This window comes from Granulicella aggregans (assembly GCF_014203275.1).
In the GTDB taxonomy this organism is placed as follows: Bacteria; Acidobacteriota; Terriglobia; order Terriglobales; family Acidobacteriaceae; genus Edaphobacter.
The window spans coordinates 15,729-34,565 of the sequence record NZ_JACHIP010000018.1; the positions used below are offsets into that span (position 1 = coordinate 15,729).

The 18,837-nt window shown below is 54.5% G+C and carries 20 protein-coding genes and 1 pseudogene; 11 read left to right on the plus strand and 10 right to left on the minus strand.

All coding sequences use genetic code 11. The features are described from left to right. Positions 1-69 precede the first annotated feature (69 nt). The 3 genes and pseudogenes from HDF16_RS32195 to HDF16_RS26095 all read right to left on the minus strand — a co-directional run bounded on the left by HDF16_RS32195 (position 70) and on the right by HDF16_RS26095 (position 2,065). Positions 70-824, minus strand: a pseudogene (locus HDF16_RS32195) (IS5 family transposase). Between the two features lie 156 nt (positions 825-980). Further along, on the minus strand, positions 981-1,145 hold the full coding sequence (locus tag HDF16_RS26090) for a hypothetical protein (RefSeq protein ID WP_184223187.1): 165 nt from the start codon (positions 1,143-1,145) through the stop codon (positions 981-983). Between the two features lie 74 nt (positions 1,146-1,219). After that, entirely contained in the window at positions 1,220-2,065 is an 846-nt protein-coding gene (locus tag HDF16_RS26095) for a response regulator (RefSeq protein WP_184223189.1), read from the minus strand. Positions 2,066-2,176: 111 nt separating this feature from the next. On the opposite strand from HDF16_RS26095, the gene HDF16_RS26100 reads away from it, so the two are divergent. Together HDF16_RS26100 and HDF16_RS32200 are read left to right on the plus strand one after the other, a co-directional pair. Continuing rightward, positions 2,177-2,338: a hypothetical protein gene (locus HDF16_RS26100; RefSeq protein ID WP_184223191.1), complete on the plus strand. Its 162-nt coding sequence runs from the start codon at positions 2,177-2,179 to the stop codon at positions 2,336-2,338. Between the two features lie 1,499 nt (positions 2,339-3,837). Next, positions 3,838-3,942: a hypothetical protein gene (locus tag HDF16_RS32200; RefSeq protein ID WP_432432288.1), complete on the plus strand. Its 105-nt coding sequence runs from the start codon at positions 3,838-3,840 to the stop codon at positions 3,940-3,942. A 341-nt stretch (positions 3,943-4,283) separates the two neighbouring features. Here HDF16_RS32200 and HDF16_RS26110 read toward each other — a convergent pair whose 3' ends face one another. Next, on the minus strand, positions 4,284-4,826 hold the full coding sequence (locus tag HDF16_RS26110) for a response regulator (protein WP_184223195.1): 543 nt from the start codon (positions 4,824-4,826) through the stop codon (positions 4,284-4,286). A 510-nt stretch (positions 4,827-5,336) separates the two neighbouring features. On the opposite strand from HDF16_RS26110, the gene HDF16_RS26115 reads away from it, so the two are divergent. Then, positions 5,337-6,188, plus strand: a complete 852-nt coding sequence (locus tag HDF16_RS26115; protein ID WP_184223197.1) for a response regulator — start codon at positions 5,337-5,339, stop codon at positions 6,186-6,188. A gap of 5 nt (positions 6,189-6,193) precedes the next feature. After that, on the plus strand, positions 6,194-6,382 hold the full coding sequence (locus tag HDF16_RS26120) for a hypothetical protein (protein ID WP_184223199.1): 189 nt from the start codon (positions 6,194-6,196) through the stop codon (positions 6,380-6,382). A gap of 136 nt (positions 6,383-6,518) precedes the next feature. Here HDF16_RS26120 and HDF16_RS26125 read toward each other — a convergent pair whose 3' ends face one another. The 5 genes from HDF16_RS26125 to HDF16_RS26145 all read right to left on the minus strand — a co-directional run bounded on the left by HDF16_RS26125 (position 6,519) and on the right by HDF16_RS26145 (position 9,920). Further along, complete coding sequence (locus HDF16_RS26125) at positions 6,519-6,962, minus strand: hypothetical protein (protein WP_184223201.1); 444 nt, start codon at positions 6,960-6,962, stop codon at positions 6,519-6,521. A 71-nt stretch (positions 6,963-7,033) separates the two neighbouring features. Further along, entirely contained in the window at positions 7,034-7,540 is a 507-nt protein-coding gene (locus tag HDF16_RS26130; RefSeq protein WP_184223203.1) for a GNAT family N-acetyltransferase, read from the minus strand. 3 nt (positions 7,541-7,543) lie between these two features. Further along, on the minus strand, positions 7,544-7,876 hold the full coding sequence (locus tag HDF16_RS26135) for a DUF1778 domain-containing protein (RefSeq protein ID WP_184223205.1): 333 nt from the start codon (positions 7,874-7,876) through the stop codon (positions 7,544-7,546). Between the two features lie 878 nt (positions 7,877-8,754). Beyond that, positions 8,755-9,633 carry a plasmid replication initiator TrfA gene (gene trfA, locus HDF16_RS26140; RefSeq protein WP_184223207.1) on the minus strand — a complete coding sequence of 293 codons (879 nt, stop codon included), beginning with the start codon at positions 9,631-9,633 and terminating at the stop codon, positions 8,755-8,757. Between the two features lie 8 nt (positions 9,634-9,641). Then, positions 9,642-9,920 (minus strand): hypothetical protein, encoded by a 279-nt coding sequence (locus HDF16_RS26145; RefSeq protein WP_184223209.1) that lies wholly within the window; start codon positions 9,918-9,920, stop codon positions 9,642-9,644. A 492-nt stretch (positions 9,921-10,412) separates the two neighbouring features. On the opposite strand from HDF16_RS26145, the gene HDF16_RS26150 reads away from it, so the two are divergent. Together HDF16_RS26150 and HDF16_RS26155 are read left to right on the plus strand one after the other, a co-directional pair. Beyond that, positions 10,413-11,099, plus strand: a complete 687-nt coding sequence (locus HDF16_RS26150) for a ParA family protein (RefSeq protein ID WP_184223211.1) — start codon at positions 10,413-10,415, stop codon at positions 11,097-11,099. Next, positions 11,096-11,443: a hypothetical protein gene (locus HDF16_RS26155; RefSeq protein ID WP_184223213.1), complete on the plus strand. Its 348-nt coding sequence runs from the start codon at positions 11,096-11,098 to the stop codon at positions 11,441-11,443. Before HDF16_RS26150 ends, HDF16_RS26155 begins: the two co-directional genes overlap by 4 nt. A 78-nt stretch (positions 11,444-11,521) precedes the next feature. Here HDF16_RS26155 and HDF16_RS26160 read toward each other — a convergent pair whose 3' ends face one another. Further along, a complete protein-coding gene (locus HDF16_RS26160; RefSeq protein WP_184223215.1) occupies positions 11,522-12,091 on the minus strand; it encodes a hypothetical protein in 570 nt (189 codons plus the stop codon). Positions 12,092-12,271: 180 nt separating this feature from the next. Between HDF16_RS26160 and HDF16_RS26165 the strand changes: the two genes are divergently transcribed. The 5 genes from HDF16_RS26165 to HDF16_RS31700 all read left to right on the plus strand — a co-directional run bounded on the left by HDF16_RS26165 (position 12,272) and on the right by HDF16_RS31700 (position 18,771). Beyond that, on the plus strand, positions 12,272-12,550 hold the full coding sequence (locus HDF16_RS26165; RefSeq protein ID WP_184223217.1) for a hypothetical protein: 279 nt from the start codon (positions 12,272-12,274) through the stop codon (positions 12,548-12,550). 13 nt (positions 12,551-12,563) lie between these two features. Then, positions 12,564-13,526, plus strand: coding sequence for a tyrosine-type recombinase/integrase (locus tag HDF16_RS26170; protein ID WP_184223219.1), 963 nt, complete (start codon positions 12,564-12,566; stop codon positions 13,524-13,526). Between the two features lie 1,263 nt (positions 13,527-14,789). Next, the gene (locus HDF16_RS26175; RefSeq protein ID WP_184223221.1) at positions 14,790-15,542 is read left to right on the plus strand and encodes an FkbM family methyltransferase; all 753 of its coding nucleotides are present in this window, start codon (positions 14,790-14,792) and stop codon (positions 15,540-15,542) included. A 540-nt stretch (positions 15,543-16,082) separates the two neighbouring features. Further along, a complete protein-coding gene (locus tag HDF16_RS32205; protein ID WP_184223223.1) occupies positions 16,083-16,331 on the plus strand; it encodes a mersacidin/lichenicidin family type 2 lantibiotic in 249 nt (82 codons plus the stop codon). A 220-nt stretch (positions 16,332-16,551) separates the two neighbouring features. Further along, positions 16,552-18,771, plus strand: coding sequence for an ATP-binding cassette domain-containing protein (locus tag HDF16_RS31700; RefSeq protein WP_184223225.1), 2,220 nt, complete (start codon positions 16,552-16,554; stop codon positions 18,769-18,771). Positions 18,772-18,837 lie beyond the last annotated feature (66 nt).

Sequence of the window (18,837 nt, forward strand, 5' to 3'; positions counted from 1 at the left end):
TCGACTAGCCGGATGAAGGCAGGCGGCGAGAGGGAATGCCAGGGGATGTGCGTCATGCTAGAAGCGGTCTCATAAACGTTTGAGCAGCATATGGCCGCAAGCGAGTTGGACGAAGCCGAGGAAGTTTTCGATGTGGAACTCCCAACGCGTGACGAGCCTGCGGAAGTTGTGCATCCAGGCGAATAGGCGTTCTACCTTCCAGCGTTTCTTGTAACGGCGAAGCTTGCGCCGATCCTGAGTTTTGCCTCGGTTGCGCGGTTCGGGGCGATCATCTCGATGCCGTATTCGTCTTTGAGTTTCTGGTAGAGCTTGTCGGAGTCGTATGCCTCGTCGCCGATCAATCGGGCAGGCAGGTCGTCGAGGAAGCTTCCGGCAAGAACTTCCTCAACAAGCTTGCACTCGGCAGGCGAAGCGCTCGCGACAGATACGGCGAGAGGAAGACTTTTGCCAGCGGCGAGAGCGACGATCTTCGTGCCCTTGCCCCGGCGCGTGGGGCCGACCGCGAAGCCCCCTTTTTCGCGCTCGCGAAGGTGGCATCGACGAACGCTTCTTCCAGGTTGAGCTTGCCCTGTTCGTAGAGCAGCCGCGCCAGCAGGCGCAGCGCCTCTTCGAGCTTGCCGGTGCGGATCCACTGCTGAAAGCGGCGATGAAAGGTCTGGAACGGAGGATACTTCTCGGGCAGCTCGCGCCACTGTGCCCCGGTACCGAGCACCCAAAGAACGCCATTCAACACAGCACGGGTCTCGTGCCACGGACGTCCGCGGTTATCTCGCGACGAGCCGGACGAAGCACAGCTCAACCAACACCCACTGTTCTTCGGTCAACTCCCAACGTCAGTCATGGCCGAACACGGAGCCGCTCAGAGCATTTCCAGAATGCAACAGATCACAGCCCTTGGGTATTTATGAGACTGGTTCTAGTCCGCTTTTTGCCGAAAACCAGCGGTTTCCCTTTCCAGCGAGGGCTCACAAGCGTTTCTACTAATCCCACTTTGACGAGTTCAATTCAGCCTGCGCATCGTCTTGGCTCTGTGAGCGAATCCACAGAAGATCATCGAGCGTTACTTCCACCGTCGAGCCATCCGAAAGGTAGACGGAGAGGCTTGCCTCGGCTAGTTTATCCACTTGGACGATCCGCAATGTCATCACACTTCCGCCCCGCTTAAACTCTATGAACTTCAATGGGAACGTCACAGTCGTTAGGTCCGAATGTCCGGTTATTAGGCAGTGATTGGTAAGGCGTCGATCTTTGACTGAGCCACATAGCTTGTCATCGCTTGGGCCAGCTGAGAATCGACTTCGTCGGCTATCTCCATGACGCCAACCAAAACTAAACTGAAGTTCACCCGGTTCAGGTTGTTCTGTAGGGTCTGGAAGATGCTGACCTGCAACATCCGCGATTCTTCGACCATCATGGCAGCGGTGTATCCCTGGACCCTTCGCGCCAGTCCGTGTTCGGCAGCAGACGGCGAAATCAATGCACGACTGCCCAAAGGTTGAGGATGCCTGAGCCGGAACACAAGATCGCGAAAGAGTTGGGGCAGATGCGCAGCACGCACTGGATCGTCCAACCACACCGTAAGCACCTGATCATCGCGACGCACACGAGAGAGCCAATCATCTATCGTGCTTTTTGATCCCTCTTCAAGGATCGTAGCTACGCTGGCGAGAACTCTGGGCGCACTCTTCCCTTTCTGCAATTTTTCACGGATCAACCCCACCAAGTCTCCTATTGCACCGGGCTTCACAATGATATCGTCCGTCTGGGCCAAGATCGCTGCCACCGCTTCCTTCATCTCTGGGTAGGCGCTGAAGATGATCGTGACGGCCTTGGGATTGGAATGGCGCATGGCACTTACGACCGTCAAGCCATCTCCAGCCGAAGGCATGTGAAGATCGCTAACCAGGACATCGAAAGACTGACAGCCGATCAGTTGAAGAGCATCATTGACGTTCGACGCGGATTTGACATCAAAGCCTCCGCTTTCGAGAATCAGGGTCATCACTTCGCGGAGGTTGTCGTCGTCATCTACGACTAAGACTTTCGGTACAACTGTTTCGGTCATCGGATGCCCTCTTACTCAACTGGCGGTATGAGTATGTCATAGACACGACAGAACAGTATGATCCCTTTTGAACACTTAAGAGATTCGAATGGGCGCACGGCTAGGAGCGGTATGCCAGTCAAATTTGTAAATCTCGGCCTTATCGACGATGAGACTGTCATGGTTGAGTTTTCAGACGATAGCTATGCGGCGTTTACCGTCAAGGAGTTGCTCACTCTCCAACGTTCGAAGAAAACCCCGGGGTCTATAGTGCCAAAGGAGTTGCCCAATTAGGGTGGCTCAAACGTGACTGTTTTGGCTTGTGCAGGCCCGGCGCCCTAGATTGGCTTCTTTCGTTCTATCGCCCTGTCCTTCCTATGCAGTTGAAAGACTGCTGCGAGCTGTTCGGCTTGTTTCTTAGGTGAACCTGAATCTCGTCCAAGTTCCAGTTTCATCCCGCACGAACACTGGGCGTTTGTGATCCGCCCATCGATCCTGTCGGTAACTATTGGTTCATGGTGAATTTTCATGCATTAAAGGCTACGCGGCTCCTAAGCGTCTGGCAATGCAGACACTTCGGTCCACACCGAGACCTGCTTGCCGCTAAGCGCTCCGCTTCTAATTGATGAGCAGCAGAGGGGGGATCACATAGCATGAGAGGCAGGTTTGTGGGATGCCGGAGGAGCTGGCTTTTCTCCAGCCTCACGAACGGATTCTGTTAGTCGTGGTTCCTTCATTTCCTTTTGAATGCTGGCAACTAGCTTGTTTTCGGACTTTGTCATCTTTCTCTTGTTATTCATCCTGAGAGAATGACAAAAATCGCGCCCACATTCTGTCCTAAAAAGCTCAACCCATGTTCTCCCTGAAAATTAGGTTTCAGTAGCTGGGGAAATTCGGTCGACGGTGACACCTCGGATATCAGAGAGTTCCGCTCTAGTTCGTCATTCTTTAGATTTGTCAGCCAGCCGCTGTCGATGATCTTTATCAAGCAAATACCCGGAAGGCCATGATTTTGATGTAGCCGACTGTACACCGAACGAGGCATCTCCAGATTGTCAGGAGTGCCGATAATAGATGTATCAGGGGCGAAGACCTCGTAAATCTGCGACTGCCCTGCTTGCGCCACTCTTTTCGGGTGGCTTTTTTTAGGGGGCGAAGTCCATTAAATCCTCTAAAACAGGAATACTCAGGCTGGCTGTCCCTTGAAAATTGGGTCTTGAGTGACTTTCATGCCAAATCAGAATTCCAATTCCTTCCTTCATAAGGGCGCAGTGGCGCGAGCTGCCTGAGAAGTATCCTCCCTTCCAGACCTGTCATCGCCGCTTTCAACAGTGGATTCGCAGCCGCAAGCTCGAAGAAGCCTTGCATCTGCTGGCGCGATTGCTCTATGCGCAAGGCAAGCTCAACCTGGAAGAAGCGATCGTCGATGCCACCTTAGCGAGCGTGAAAAAAGGGAGCTTTGCGGTCGGTCCCACGCGACGGAGCAAGAGCACCAAGATCGTCGCTATCGCCGCTGACATCCTACATTTTGCCTCGGTTGCGGCGGTTCGGGGCGATCATCTCGATGCCGTATTCGTCCTTGAGTCGTTGGTCGAGCTTGTCGGGGTCGTAAGCCTTGTCGCCCGTCAGTCAGGCAGGGAGTTCCTCGAGAAAGCTTCCGGCAAGAACTTCCTCAACAAGCTTGCACTCGGCAGGCGAAGCGCTCTGGACAGATGCGGCGAGAGGAAGACTGTTGTGGGAGGAAGCTCCGCCGCTACAAGAAACGCTGGAAGGTCGAACGACTCTTCGCCTGGATGCACAACTTCCGAAGACTCGTCACGCGATGGGAGTTCCGCATCGAAAACTTCCTCGGTCTCGTCCAACTCGCATGCATCCATATGCTCCTGAGACGTTTATGAGACCCCTTCTAGGGGATATCTCAGTGGATGGCGATGGTTAGTTCGAAGAACACACTTGCTCGTGCGGCCACGTCTGGTTGGTACTCTACTGCGTCCCAACGGAGCAATCCGAAAACCTTGTCTGTCGCTGCGGCACCATCTTTGCAAAGAGCAGCAATGGCTCGACCACGGCAGTCCTACTCAGACCCAAAGAATGGTTTGCTGCGCTTCGGATCATTTGCTACTTCGTCGGAGTTGGGATCCTGCAAGCTGCGAATCTCGTGAATATCGAGCTTGGACCGACGTCTTGGTTGCGTCCGCATCGGATCATGGCTTACCGCCATCCCAACGCCCCGGTTCGGTCATATGCTCGAATAACCAGAGGACATTGAAACTGCTGGGAACACTTTCCCTGTAGCCGTTTCACCAATTATTTCGAAGCGAACCATGCACGAGCAAAAGTCGCATTCAGCTTCGTTCTCCCCACTAGCTACCTCCGCGACGGGAAACGTTCGCAGACACTCTGAACACGTAACCGCGACCGTGCCTTTATTGTTCATCACCCAGACCGCGGCTTGATTTGGCTTTCCCGTCTTCGGTCGGCTGGGAAGCTCATGCACAAGATCGCAGATCCGCTCGAATAACTCAGGAATCTTGTACGCGTCCTTCGAGAAGAAAGCGTCCGCAAGGACGCTTTCAGGAATGGATACTCCTGAAAACTCACCCGAGATCACAATCACCGGAATGACGGGAAACCGACGGCGTACAACGGACAGAAACTCGAATCCATTCATGTTGGGCATGCGCAGATCCGAGATAATGAGGTCCGGAAGGGACTGCTTCAAGGCTGCCAATCCTTCAAACCCGTCCTCGGCACAAAGCACCTCATTAACCTTGGGCTTCAAGCAATAGCTTCCCGATATCTCGCAAGGGCGCTTCATCGTCAACAATCAGGATTCTGTATCGGAAAGAACTAGCGGGCATGGGACACGGCTCCTGTTTTGAGTTCAGCAATACACCCAACCATAGCCGTTAGTGGAGTCCTCTACAACGCACGTCAGAACCCGCCAGGGATCTCAGACCTCACTTCCCTGCTCTGTCTGCTCGTTGACGAAGAGTTTTGCCCGATCATCGTAAACATGCCCGTGCGCGTCTCATGCGTGATGGGATGCTCCTGGTCAACACAGAACACCACATGAGCACTGACGGCGCGCTTTAGGCATTGGCTATGTTCTAACGGGCTGCTGGAGCAGGGGAAAACGCGGTGAGCGCTCCATTGATGGGCGGCGCGAAGAAGAAACCTGTGGCCAAGAAATCGCAACTTATGTGAGCAAAATTGGGCAGTAAGTTGGGCTTGGAAGGCGGAGACTCCATAGTAGGATAGCTGCAGTTTCGGTTGCCCTGGACGGGACGAAATGCTCATTGCGGATGTAATACAGCTTGTCGCTGAAGAGAAGGTGCCGGCAAAGCCGCGCGTGCTGCTGGTCGACGATAACGATGCCGTGCGGATGTCGGTGGCAGGAGTTTTGGAGCACAGCGGTTTCGAGGTGGTGACGGCTGCCAACGCACACGGGGCTCTGGGTTTGATTGCGTCCCAGAAGTTCGATGTGCTGGTGAGCGATCTGCATATGCCGAATGCTGGGGACGGCCTGACGGTAGTGAGTGCGATGCGGCACTCAAACCCCAAGGCGGTGACGATCATCTTCAGCGGATATCCGAGGATGAAGGAGGCGGCGGCGGCGATCGTGCTACAGGCGGATGAGATTCTGGTGAAGCCGATGGACCCGCTAGCGCTGGTGGACGCAATCAAGGGGCGGTTGAAGGCAGGGGCGCCGAAGCGGCGGATTTCAGAAAATGTCGCCAGCATCCTGGAACGCGAGACGAGCGCTACGATCGCCGATTGGCTGATACGCATAGACGGCGAGCCGGAGGTGATCACGGTGCATATGGATGACAAGGCGCGGAGTTCCCATCTGCCTCAGCTGTTTCGCGACCTAGTCTCGCGGCTAAGGAATCCGCTTCCGCTGGGAACGCGAGCGTTGGTGTCGGACTCCGCGGCTGACCATGGGCTGCTTCGGCGAAAGCAAGGCTACACGGCGGCGATGCTGGTGGAGGAGTCGCGGATGCTGCAGGTGAGCATCTTCCAGACTCTGCAGAACAATCTGCATGTAGTGGATTTTAGCGTCCTGCTGGTGGGAGTGATGGCGATTGCAGACGAAGTGGATTCCCAATTGGCGCAGGCGATGTCGAGCTATGTTCGGAATTGAGACGGATGAAGGCTGAGCAGCAACACGCTCCTGATCCACTTTTCAAGGTCGTCCTTGAAATCAAGATGATTGCTCTCGAGATAGCAATCTCCATCGTTTTCTTCGTGTGGCTGTACCGTGAGCTGATCCACCAGTTGCGCAAATTGAAGCTTCAGGCATTTGCGATCACCAAAGCGGCAAGCCTCGTGGTCTAGCGCGGCGACACATATTCTGCCTTCGCGCTCCATCGACGCTTGGTGCCCAACACCTGCGGTCGGGTCACATCATCCCCCGTCCGAAGCGGCCATTGCATCATGCCCATCAACTTTACTGAGCGGAAGTAATCAGGGACTACCCTTCTGTGACCGGCTCGGCGACGGATTTCTTGGCGGCAGCGGCTGGCTTCTTGGTGACCTTTGCAGCGATCTTCTTCGCTGCCGGCTTGGTTGCAGGAACTGCCTTCTTGGCAGGCTTCGCGATGATCTTCTTTGCCGCTACCTTAGCTGGCTTGCTGGTCTTCTTCTGAGCTGCCCAACGCGCTTTCTGTGCAGCAGCGATCCGCGCCTTGCCTTCGGCACTCAGTGGAGTGCGAGTCTTCTTGACCACAACGGGCGCGGCAACTTCGGCTTTCTTGTTAACGGAGCCTTTCGGCCGGCCGCGACGCTTCCCTGTTGCGGACTTCGCCGCCGCCGACTTCGATGCCTGGATGGCAGGAGTATCGGCGAGCAGAGCGCGGGCCTGCTGTAACTTCAAAATCTCTTGATCGATGGCTTCAAGTATCTCGGATGTATTCATGTTCCCTCCCCCTCAGCATACCTGCTGAAATTGCGCGCATTGAGCGAATTGATGTAGCCAGAGCTAATCAACTAAGTACTTATGCTGTTCAAGACTTCGCGAGCGTCTTTGAGGGTCACGACCATGAGCCGCGGATCTCCAACACACTCCGAGGAACCGAGCTTGAAATAGAAGGCGCGTGCATCGTCCGAGATGGGATGGACGACGATTCCGCGTATCCCGATGGTGTCCGCGGCGTGCGCGACGCGCTGGACGGCATCCTTGAAGAGGCCTCGACCGACGCCTTTGCGCGCAAGGCTGAGATCGACGGCCAGCCGCCCCAGCATCACGACCGGAATGGGGTCTGGCATGTTGCGACGGAACTTGCCCGGCAACCCAGCCAGGCTAACCGAACCCGAGGCAAGAGCGTAATAGCCGAGGACGCGGTTCCCTTCACAGACGACAAAGGTCCTGCTTGCGCCATCTGCCTGATTGGCGCGAGCCCGCTTGATGAGCCAATCGTCGAGCGAAGCCTCGCCCGATCGGAACTGAGTCAGATCATGATGTTCGACCAGCACGGCTGGTGCAGACAACGCCACCGGCTATTCCCAGGGCGCGAGCGTCTCGAGGCTCTTGCGCAAACGCTGGTTCGGCTGCGGCGGCGCATCGAGACGCTGGACGAATGCCTTGAAGGCTGTAGGGCTCAACTTGAGATGGACCTGATCGAGCAAGGTAGTCTGCGCGGCCTTGCGTGCGGCATCGAGCACGAAGTCGGTGCGATTCTGGCCGGCTACCTCCGCTGCGCGGTCGATCAGGATGCGGAGATCGGGCTGAATGCGCATGTTCAGCGTGGCGCGCGTCTTCCCTGCCGGCTTCGCCGCAGGACGGGCTTTGCGGACAGGAACGTTGTTCGGGCGTGATTCAGCGACTGCCATGACAGACCTCCAACGGCTCCAGTGTAGCAAGACGTAAATACAATGTCATTACGAAACAGCGGCCTGAGCGCAAGTTTCGCACAGAGATCATGATGGTGACGTGTAGACGCGTTTTCTTTGAGTTTTTGGTGCCTGCGGCTGTCTGAGGCCTCAACGGGACGTTCTGGTGCCTCTCTGCTCGATTGCCGACGCCTTCAATCGTTAGCCCAAACCTTCAAGAACACCCCACTTTCAAAGGGAGCTTTTGTTGTTGTTGTTGTATCTCTGCGGGGTTTGCAAGACCTCGGTTCATTGCTGTTGGACACGGGAAATTCGGTCGACCCTGATGTTAGAGGGAACGGTGATATTAAAAATGATTGATAAGAGATTCAAAGCGATTTAAAGCGATTAGCAGTTTCAAAAGTGCTGGCAAGTGATTTGTAAGCAATAACTTAAGTAAAGAAGGATTGCGTGAAATGCTCTGTTGGGTGTGTCAAATGCTCGCGAGGGTGCGTGAAATGCTCTGTTTAGTGCGTCGGATGCTCGCCTTGCAGCGTCAAATGCTCGCCGTCCACAGGCTGTGGAAAAGTAGTCAATCGATCCGGTCACGCGGTGTGCGAGGTCAGGTGCGTCAAATGCTCACTTTGTGAAGCTCTAAATGCTCGGTAAACACAGGCGAAATGAGCAAACAACCCCCTGGAAACTCGCTTGCGAACCGCTAATTTACTGTGTCCTCAATTGGGCTGTAAATTACGCCGAAACTTGTGCTGCTGGTTGCACCCTAACAATGCATTTTCACGATTGTTTGGTGCGTCGAATGCTCGTGTGCTGGTGCGTCAAATGCTCTACTTTAGTGCGTCAAATGCTCGTAAGCATGTCGATAAACCTCGTGTTTAGAACTATCTAAAGAGGAGCCCGCGTTGTTTATTTGCCTCTATCACTGCCCTGCGCTTCTCTGCCCTTCCAATGTGCCTCTTCTGAGACTCTGTAGTAGCGTGAGTGATCTTTAGGCGATCATCGTCGGTCCATTCGATCTGCCAGTCTAATTGCACTTGCAGGACCTCGATAGCCTTCCGCAGAGTACGTAGAAAATCGGCCCGGCGAGAGGCTCCATGCCCTGACTTGTCTTGTATCCAATCAACGCTGATTGGGAAGGGTTTCGCGTGTGTCGAAAAGAAGCTGTGCAGCCATTGAGCTAATGGAGCGCGAATGAGCTTCTTTCGATCAGGCCATTGCAGATAGGTGAAGGTCGAAGGCTCGAATAGCACCTTTATCTTCGGAAAGAGGCTAACTTTGTACAGCTTGCTTTCCGTGTCGCGTTCTACCTCGGCAAGCAAGCTGCCGGTATACGCCATCGGGCGACTGCTGGGTGAACGCCACGCAACATCAACTGTTCCTCGTTTGAGGCGGCGTAGGCTCATGTCCAAGTCTTGATAATTTAGGTTGTTCCGCACACGCCCAATCGATTCGAGAAACTCAGCCCCAGTGAAGCAGACAACCGTCCCTAGCGGGCTTCGACGGCTGCGATGGAGGATCTCAAAAAATACATCTGCGTCATACTGGTTTAGTTGGGTCCCTGTGTACTTGATCGCAACGCCGTCCTGGGCAGCAATGAGGATGCCTTCGGGTTCCTCAGCAGCAGTCGTCCGGTTCTCGAAGATCTTCCGGTGCTTGCTAGCGACGGCTGCAAAAAAAGCAGAACGCAAAAGCGGGTTGGGGCCACCACGCACGTCATCAGGCCAAATGGGAAGCATCTGCTGAAGCTGGTCTATCGGCATATCTTCCTCTAAGCGCTCATCCGCTCTTGTTCCTCTACCCAATTCGTTAGAAGTTCGCCCAGAAGATCGGACATATCCCGTTTGTCGCTGGTCTCCAGCAAGCGCATGGAAGCTTTCCGCAAAGCTTCCTTTGGCAGAAAACCAGACCATGTGCGGTAGGAGTTGTCCGATCGCTTCCCACGTGGGCGTCCCGGCCCACGGAGCGTGTGTAACTCTTGCGGCGGCTGCTGGGTGATGGCTTCCACGCTCTTGAAGGCGTTAGCGGGCTTTCTTGTAGCTGCTGGCATGGCTTCCTTTACTACTTCAACGTAAGAATCCATCAAGGGAAACGGCTGTCTCGAATGTATTGAGCATGCAAAGACGTGGGCAGCGGTTGTTGTCTTGGCTACTCAAACTATTGATTGATCGGCGAAAATGCATCGCGTCGCTGTCCATTTCGTTTATGGAAATATAGCATGACGAAGAGACGAAATTACGTAATGCCGTCATTGCAATCTATAGACCTAGCAGGTTCGGCAACAGATCCACAGCTAAGGCCGGATGCGCGCGACAGTCTGCATCCATGCGGCTAACGGCTCCATAGCTACATCAATTGATTTTCACGGCATTATGCTCCGGTTTCCATGTCCGCTGGTGCTTCCCTTCTTTCCATTAAGCGGGAGAGGGCAGCTTACCTAAAGTGCAGTAACGCAATGTATAGCGTTCGGTAGCGTGCGAACGCTATACATTGCGTTGTGTAGCGTGCGCGTGCTATCGTTGTACTCGACGTGAGGATCTAGATGCCGATCATCGTTGTTGCCAGTTCCAAAGGCGGCGCAGGAAAGAGCACGCTGACCCTCGTGCTCGCCCAAGCGTTAGAAGCTATCGGCGCGACGGTGACCATCGTCGATGCCGATCCCAACAGGCCTATTGTTCGCTGGAAGAACGGGAAGTCAAAGTCTGCGGTAGAGGTTGTCGGTGACGTTACTGAGGCAACCATTATTCGTACGATCCGAGAGCACAGCGCGCATAGGCAATTCGTTATCGTTGACCTGGAGGGTACGGCAAACCGCTTGGTGTCTCGCGCGATCACGCAAGCCGACCTGGTGCTGATTCCGCTTCAGGCAAGTGGGTTGGACTCGAACGAAGCAGGCCGCGCCGTTCAGCTCATCCGCGAGGAAGAGGAAGCGCTCGACGGGCGCACAATTCCTTTTCGGATCGTAATGACGCGCACCAGCCCGCTCATCATGACGAAGATCGAGAAAGGAATCATACAGGCAGTTGCAGACGCGGAGATCCCGCGCTTGGAAGTGCGGCTGAACGAGCGCCAGCCTTATAAGGCGATCTTCGTGAACCGGCTTACGCTTGCCGAACTGCCAGCCGAGGTTACCGGCATCGAGGGTGCCATCGAAAACGCGGATCGGCTGGCTGCAGAAGTCATCGACATCATTGCGGATACCTCAACAAAGAAAGGGAAACAGCCATGAGCGATCAGGAAGAGACGTCGTTTGGGTTTTCGAAGCCTTCAACAACTCGAGATAAGCTCCTCGCGATCAAGCCATCCGTGCTGCCCCCACTGCCCGGAAACATGCAGCAGTTGGATCAGATCGCCGATGAGGCAGGGTTTGTGAGCAGGGAAGTGGCTAGCTACGACCGAATTCCACCCCAACGCGTATCGCCGCTTCCGGCCGTTGAGCCGCGCGTGCCGCTGAACATGCGGATACCTGTGCCATTGGGCAAAGCGTTCAAGCGCTTCTGTGAGGAAAATCGCTACAGCTACCCCGAGGCGATTGAAGAAATCATGCAACGTGCGGGAATTCCGACCCGTTGAGCACGGAACGAAAATGCTTAGACCAGTTGCTATCTTTTTCGATATGTCGCCGGAGAACCGATCACTTGCGACCTGATCTCAACTTCGGTAAGCGCGTTCCTTCTTCAATTCTTCCAGTTCCGCATACAGAGCATCCATCTCAGCTGCCTCCTCCGACACCTCTGGCGGCTTCTCCGGCTCGTAGGCCTGGGCGAAGGCATCGACATCGGTCTCGAGCACCCTGGCGAGCGCAAACATCGCCTCGGCGAGCTGCTCGACGGTCTCAAAGCTGACCTCCATCCGGCCCCGGCTGAGTGCGATCGACTCGGGCAGGGAAGTGAGCGTGGCGGGCTCCGTGTCGCGCGGAACCAACGCCCGCACCTTCTTCCTGGAGACGCCGGCCTTCTCAGTACGGACCTTATCGAACAACGCGGCTACGTCGTCGGCCTCGCGCACCCGGTCGAGGAACACTACCAAAGCCTCGCGCTCTACGAGCAGGGAAGTGCCAATCTTGACGGTGGGTAGCATCTCGACGAGTTTCTGGGCGGCGCGAGGTTGAAGCTCGAAAATCTGCTCGAATTCCCGGCGACCGTAGTGTGATCGGACGGAGTTGGCGACGGAACGGCGGATTTCGTGGAGACGCGGTAGCCAAGAGATTGGGCGCGGCATGGCGGGCGAGTCCTCCTAAACCAGCAACAGCGCTAGTTTAGGAGTCTTCTGGAGGGAAGGGAATAGCTGCGCGATCGCGCAGTAACCGGATAAACAACAGAGGTGGTGGTGTGGCGATTACTACAACATAAAGGACGTTATGTTGTAGTACTTTGGGTCGGTAAATGTTAATCTCGCTTCGTGGAATATCCCCTCTCCATTACCAGCCTTATAGAGACCCAGCGGGACGGTAAGGATCTTCGCAGCCGTGTGACTCACGTCATGGCTGAGACCGATCTCGGTCCCTTCACCGACTTCGGCACGCCAACCTTCTTCTTCGGCAAGCTGGTGGACGTCACCGAGGAGCAGATCCTCTATTTCAGGTACGCCCCGGGGGTCGAGGTTCTCTTTCGAGGCGGCCGTTACCGCTTCGAGTCTATCTCGCCAACTGGCACCTTCAAACTTGTGCGGACGAACTGAAAGGGAAACCGGCGTGGAGCTCGTCTCTGTCAACAATGACCCCACAACCTCACTGCCGGCCCTTGTGGGCAGAGAAGGGAAGCGCGCCTCGTGGCGGTTCCTCGAGTTCTTCACCGTCCACATCCGCAATGCCAACACCCGAGCGGCGTACAGTCATGCGGCGGGATTGTTCCTGGGCTGGTGTGAGGCGCGAGAGATCTCTGAGCTTGGAGCGATTCAGCCCATGCACGTGGCCGGCTACATCGAGCAGCTCCAGAAGGAGCGATCGGCACCGACCGTCAAGCAGCACCTGGCCTGTATTCGGATGCTCTTCGACTGGCTGGTCACCGGCCAGGTCATTCCGTCGAACCCGGCTCACTCCGTTCGAGGACCGCGGCACTCGGTCACCAAAGGATCGACACCGGTCATCTCGTCCGCAGAGGCACGCGAGTTGCTCGACAGCATGGACGAGACCTCGGTCGTCCGCCTGCGCGATCGGGCCCTGGTCGCGGTTATGGCCTTCACCTTCGCTCGCGTCTCGGCCGTCGTCGATCTCAAGGTCGAAGACTACTACCCGCAGAAGAAGCGTTGGTGGCTTCGCCTCCATGAGAAGAACGGCAAGGTCCACCAGATGCCTTGCCATCACAAGCTCGAGGCTTATCTCGATGCGTACCTCGCCGCTGCTGGGATCCGCCAGGATGCGAGGGGCTGGCTCTTTCGTTCCGCGATCGGGCGGACAGGAAAGCTATCCAACCGGCCGGTCTCTCGTACCGATGTCTGGTACATGGTCCAGAGGCGGGCAGCTGATGCTCAACTTGAGACTGCCATCGGATGTCACACTTTCCGTGCCACGGGCATCACCGACTACCTCACCAACGGAGGCGCGCTCGAAGTCGCCCAGCGCATGGCAGGGCACTCGAATGCTAAGACAACTGGGCTCTATGACAGAAGGAGCGATGACATCAGTCTCAGTGAAGTGGAGAAGATTGGGATCTAGATTGCACGTTTCATACTTGCGCTCGAGCGTTCGTGGTGACTTAGAGCCACTTCCGACAGGAGCTATTTATCAAAAGTACTCCGAATAAACTCGCCATAGAGGCGATTTCCGTGACCCTGTCGATCTGCTGCCAAATACCAGCTTCCTTGCAGCGAACTGCCGGATGTTGTACTTGAGCGCCAACACTTCGCCATCGAGGGGCGATCTGTCGTCCAGACGCTCAACCGGACCGTGCGTCGGAAAAGGCTTCAGGTGTTACGCGGCACTCAATTCGCGGAATTCACTTCGGGAGCTCAGGAACTGCAGTCGAATCCCGGAATTAGAGACGTGTTTGGTACTCAGATCGCAGACAAAGTGTAGGGGACCCGAGACCGCATGAAAGCATGTGTTTCAGGCCGGGGGTGCCAGGGCCGGTGGGCCGTTTTGCATCTAAACCGCGGACGAAGTTTGTCGGGAACTCCGTCCGCGATTTGACTACAAAGGTCCGTGATTTCAGCGCAATCAAAGTGCAGCAAAAACGCGGACCATATTGAAAAATAAGGGGCTCGAGTCCGCGATTTGAGTGCCGCGTGACAGCCAGCCTGACCCGCGCGATCGCGGCCATCGGCCGCCAGCATCGCGAGGCTGACTTCGAAAGTCCGACTCAGAGCGCCGCCTGCTTCCGTCGCTGCGCGCCGGCCGCGCTATCTCGGCCGCCGAGGCTGGACAAAATGAACACGAGATCATGAACCAGATCCGGCACAAGTCCGAGAAGATGGTCCGGCGTTACATCCGGAAGGGGTCGTTCTTCCAAGGTAATGTTGTGGGGGAACTGGGATTTTGCCCGGCCCCCGTTCACCGCCAGCCTTGAGCTAACTGACACAACCTAACAAACGTTGTTGTAGTTTGCTTGCGGCTGGTACATTCATTTGTGAATATTCCCTAGCCAACACCAACTCATAAGAGGCTGCAACGCACGTGGGAACGACCTCGAAGTCCAGGAACTGACGTCATGGCTGACTGCAATCACTGTACGGTTTTCCGACTTGGCACTCATCCCCTCTTCATCGGCAAGCTTCTGGATGCGACGGGGGAAAGCTCTTGTACTTGAGAAACGCTTTTGACCGTAGAGGTTCCTTTCAAGGCGAACGTTCCCCTATTCCTCATTACATCTTCGATCCCACGCGGCGTCTGCAATCCTTCCGCCATGGACAGACGTAGCTCACCTCGTCACCGCTAAAGATGCTCACGAATCGGGCGCATTCAAGTAAAGAAAGAAGGAGATTGGCATTGATTGGCGACTTAATCTACGACATCGGGATGTACAACGCCGCGGATACGGAATTTTATCTGCAGAAAGGATTTCGCGTCATAGCGCTAGAAGCCAACCCAACCCTTTGTAGAGAGGCCGAAATAAACTATGCGCGCTATGTTGATAGTGGTCAACTCACCATCCTTAATCGGGGGGTCTTTAGTTGTTCGGGACCTCAACACTTCGTTGTCAATTTAGCTCGCAGCGATCGCAGCTCATTCGATTCGACCTGGTGTCCTGCAGACCCTCGGTCGATCATCGAAGTTGATTGTGTGACATTAGATGAAGTTCTAGATAGATTCGGCACTCCTTATTACATGAAAATTGACATCGAGCACCTCGATTATGTTTGCATTGAAGCACTTGAGCGCCAGACCGATCTTCCTCGCTTCGTATCGGTTGAAACTGGTCGTATTGACTTCATTCAGCGCATGTCAACCTTGGGCTACAAGCGGTTCAAGATTATCAGCCAGGTGTGGAACCAAACCATCGCCCTCCCATTCCCGGCTTTAGAAGGCCACTACGTCCATAAGAGGTTTACCAAATATCATTCTGGCCCATTTGGTGCTGAGACCTATGGGCCGTGGCTGTCCAAAGATGAAGTTCTCGAAGAGATGTTACATATCGAAGGCGGAAACTACGAGGGATCTCGGCACAAGCTACTCGGCTGTCCAGAAGAAGCTTTTCGCTTTAATTGGTATGACGCCCACGCTTCGCTCGAGTAACTACTGCAGCGGATTGTTACTTGTCGCGGTACGAAGCTGGAGAGAAGGCCGTCGGCGCCACGCGGCAGGCCATATTCCCGCATGGCTCAGGCTGCAGGTCTTACCAGAAGCTATCAACCGGATCTGATGTCTTACAGCTTTGCCATCGATGTATAGTGATGCGATCTAGAGTTACCACCACGCGATCAGGCTGGATGAAGTTCTGAGGATATACCTTTTTCGACTGATACGGGCTCATGTTAAAGCGACCCGGGCACCGGCAGTTTGCATTCAGCCTAGCCCACATTACTTTTGGTAGGCGTGACGCATGCATTGCTCTGACCCGGCCCGGAGAACCGACGCCACTTTCCGGAGGGCCGATGATAGTACACGCAGCTGTTAACGTAGATGAACTGGCAGGCAGGCAGCCTCAGCTGGCCGAAACGAAACAGCTGATTTCAGGCGACTTAGCTAACTTCAATCAGCCGAGTGGAAAACCCTCGCGCGTTGCTTCGTTATAGTGTTACGATACCCTCGGATTTTAAACTCAAGGGAGGGAACATGTCTACATCGACAAGAACAACTCACATTTGGAAGAATCCTGAAGCCCGAGCCTCATTGACTGATAGTGAGCTCATCGACTTTGCCCCTCACCCGTCAGGCAGCTATGAGCTGAGCGAACTGGAACTTGCCGAGATTGTTGGAGCCAGTACAAATAACAACACCACTGATGGCTGCTGCTCGCCGTCAAGCAAGAATTGCGGCACTTGCGGGAATGCATCTTCGGGATGCTGCGGCGGCGGCTCCTAACGTGAAGAGCGGTATTTCGATTCGCTTTCGCCAAGAAGCTCTGGATGCAATTGAAAAACCCCACCTCATTAGCAGTCGTTTCGAACTTCTCGCTCGCGATTGGTTCCTAAATATGTTATGGATCTGCCTGTCGGCGTTACTGCTACTTACTACTCTAGTGTGTATCAGGGTGGGAGTTTTCCATATTACCTGAGTATGCGGCGAGACGAACGGGGTGCATGTGAAGTTTACAAGCGGACGACTTCCCGGGAGGCTTAGGACCCCTCCTATTCATCAACTTAGCTCCTATGAGTGTGGGGCAGCGTGTCTGACGATGGTACTTCAACATCACGGGCACGCTGCTAACCTTTCCGAAATCAGGGACGAATGCGGAGTTGGGCGCGATGGTGTAAGCGCTTTGACCTTGGTAAAAGTTGCATCAGCACGAGGATTCACAGCGCGAGCATTCGGCTACACTCTGAAAGAGCTGGGGGAATGCCGGGTTCCAGTAATACTGCATTGGCGATTCCAGCATTTCGTTGTGTTTGAGGGGTATTTAGATGGCTTTGCAAGCATCGTAGATCCCGCCCGAGGTCGTCTCACGGTGACGCTTCAGGAGCTTAGTGACTGCTATACCGGCATTTCTCTTCTGGTTTACGGATTAAACGTCCCCAAGGCTATCATTCGTCCCAGAATTCCAGGTACTGATGATTTGCGAACGCTACTTTCTTTCTGCTTAAGGTCTGACTTTCAGCCATCAGTAGTCACCTCGGTTATCATTTCATCCATCACGGCACAGCTTGCTGCAGTCGCTCTTCCGTTGATTGCAAGATTTGCTATTAACAAGGCCACCGACTTAGGCTCCAGTGCCAGCATCGCTAAAGAGGCCCTGCCTTGTATCCTTCTGGCACTGGGTTGCCTAGGACTTTCAACACTTCTGCGCAATGCCGTTTTGGTGAAATTTCGAAGCCAAATCAATCTCTTCCTATCATCCCGTTTCTTTCTCCGGACAGTACAGCTCCCTGTAGCTTTTCTCCTCAATCGCGACACTGGCGATTTACTCCTTCGCCTGGAATCAAACGGCAGAATGAGAGACGCCCTCGCGAATCTTTTAGTGTCCGGAATAGTCGACCTGACGTTCATGCTGAGTTATTGCTGCGCGCTGCTAATAGTGGCTCCTACGTTATTTCTGCTAGCCGTCCCCCTAGCCGCGCTTCATATGGCGCTTTTCTCCTACCTTTCCTCAATTCAGCGCCCGATGCGCGTTACTGAAATGGCTGAACGTGGTAGGGAAAACGGTTTGGCGATTGAAATTATCCAGAATATCGTCACAGTCAAAGCACTGGGGGCTGGCGATCAGCTCCTAGAGCGTTGGGTGACACGGCTGACGTCAGCGCTCCAGGCTGAAAGCGCTCGTGCATATGTTGCAGGCTGTCAAGATGTGCTTCAGACCATATTCAGACAGGGGGTTCCTTGGATTTTGGTGTTAGTGGGATGTTCCTATGTTTCACGAGGCCAGATGAGTGTCGGTTCGCTTTTCGCGGCCTCTGCTCTCGCGTTGCAAGCTATAGGTCCCTACACGAGTTTGCTTGCTACGAGCCATCAATTATCACTCTTGCGGCTTGACTTGGACAGGATCACTGATATCACAAGCGCCGCCACGGAACAAAGTCAAGCAGGTCAAAAACGTGTCACACTTCGCGGCAACCTGGAAGTCGTAGGAGTTTCCTTCCGGTATAGCAAGGAGGGTCCGTACGTCCTACGTGGCGTTAGTTTCTCCGTGAAACCCGGCGGTACGATCGGAATAGTGGGGCGCAGTGGCAGTGGAAAGAGTACTCTTCTTCAACTCTTATTAGGCTTTTATGCTCCTACCGAAGGTACCATCAGCTACGATGGCCACCCTATAAACACGTATGCACCAGATCATTTGCGAAGCCAGCTTGGTGTGGTTCTACAAGACTCTCATATCTTCTCCAGCACGATTAAGGGCAATGTAGAACTTAGAACGGGGCCGGTATCTCGTGACAGACTCATGCAGGCTCTCTCACGTGCTCATCTCGATGAATTCGTGGAATCCCTACCGATGCGTGAGCATACGTTCATGGCTTACTCTTCTGCACTTTCAGGGGGAGAACGCCAACGACTTGCTATTGCCCGTGCATTAGTTAACAATCCGCAAATAGTTCTTTTTGATGAGGCGACTAGCCACCTAGACTCACAGACGGAACAGTTGATAATGCAGTCGCTAAGAGAACTAGAGGTAACCCAGATCCTGATCGCACATAGACTGAGCACGTTGAGTCATTGCGATTCGATTCTTGTACTTGAGCACGGCGTGGTGGTTGAACACGGCAGTCATGCGGAGTTACTCGGCAAACGAGGTGCGTTTTGGTCCATGCTGAATGTCCAGCGCGGCAATCTTAACGAAGTTGAGTCAGGCATTGCCCAGATGGCTGTGTAACCCGGCATGTGTAACGAACAATGAGACGCCCGGCCGGTGTCCGAGGCTGCAACTTATTAATATTCG

Coding starts and splice junctions, on each gene's coding strand:
- HDF16_RS26090 (WP_184223187.1), bottom strand. CDS start 1,145: ATGACATTGCGGATCGTCCAAGTGGATAAACTAGCCGAGGCAAGCCTC.
- HDF16_RS26095 (WP_184223189.1), bottom strand. CDS start 2,065: ATGACCGAAACAGTTGTACCGAAAGTCTTAGTCGTAGATGACGACGAC.
- HDF16_RS26100 (WP_184223191.1), top strand. CDS start 2,177: ATGCCAGTCAAATTTGTAAATCTCGGCCTTATCGACGATGAGACTGTC.
- HDF16_RS32200 (WP_432432288.1), top strand. CDS start 3,838: ATGCACAACTTCCGAAGACTCGTCACGCGATGGGAGTTCCGCATCGAA.
- HDF16_RS26115 (WP_184223197.1), top strand. CDS start 5,337: ATGCTCATTGCGGATGTAATACAGCTTGTCGCTGAAGAGAAGGTGCCG.
- HDF16_RS26120 (WP_184223199.1), top strand. CDS start 6,194: ATGAAGGCTGAGCAGCAACACGCTCCTGATCCACTTTTCAAGGTCGTC.
- HDF16_RS26125 (WP_184223201.1), bottom strand. CDS start 6,962: ATGAATACATCCGAGATACTTGAAGCCATCGATCAAGAGATTTTGAAG.
- HDF16_RS26135 (WP_184223205.1), bottom strand. CDS start 7,876: ATGGCAGTCGCTGAATCACGCCCGAACAACGTTCCTGTCCGCAAAGCC.
- trfA (WP_184223207.1), bottom strand. CDS start 9,633: ATGCCGATAGACCAGCTTCAGCAGATGCTTCCCATTTGGCCTGATGAC.
- HDF16_RS26145 (WP_184223209.1), bottom strand. CDS start 9,920: ATGCCAGCAGCTACAAGAAAGCCCGCTAACGCCTTCAAGAGCGTGGAA.
- HDF16_RS26150 (WP_184223211.1), top strand. CDS start 10,413: ATGCCGATCATCGTTGTTGCCAGTTCCAAAGGCGGCGCAGGAAAGAGC.
- HDF16_RS26155 (WP_184223213.1), top strand. CDS start 11,096: ATGAGCGATCAGGAAGAGACGTCGTTTGGGTTTTCGAAGCCTTCAACA.
- HDF16_RS26160 (WP_184223215.1), bottom strand. CDS start 12,091: ATGCCGCGCCCAATCTCTTGGCTACCGCGTCTCCACGAAATCCGCCGT.
- HDF16_RS32205 (WP_184223223.1), top strand. CDS start 16,083: ATGTCTACATCGACAAGAACAACTCACATTTGGAAGAATCCTGAAGCC.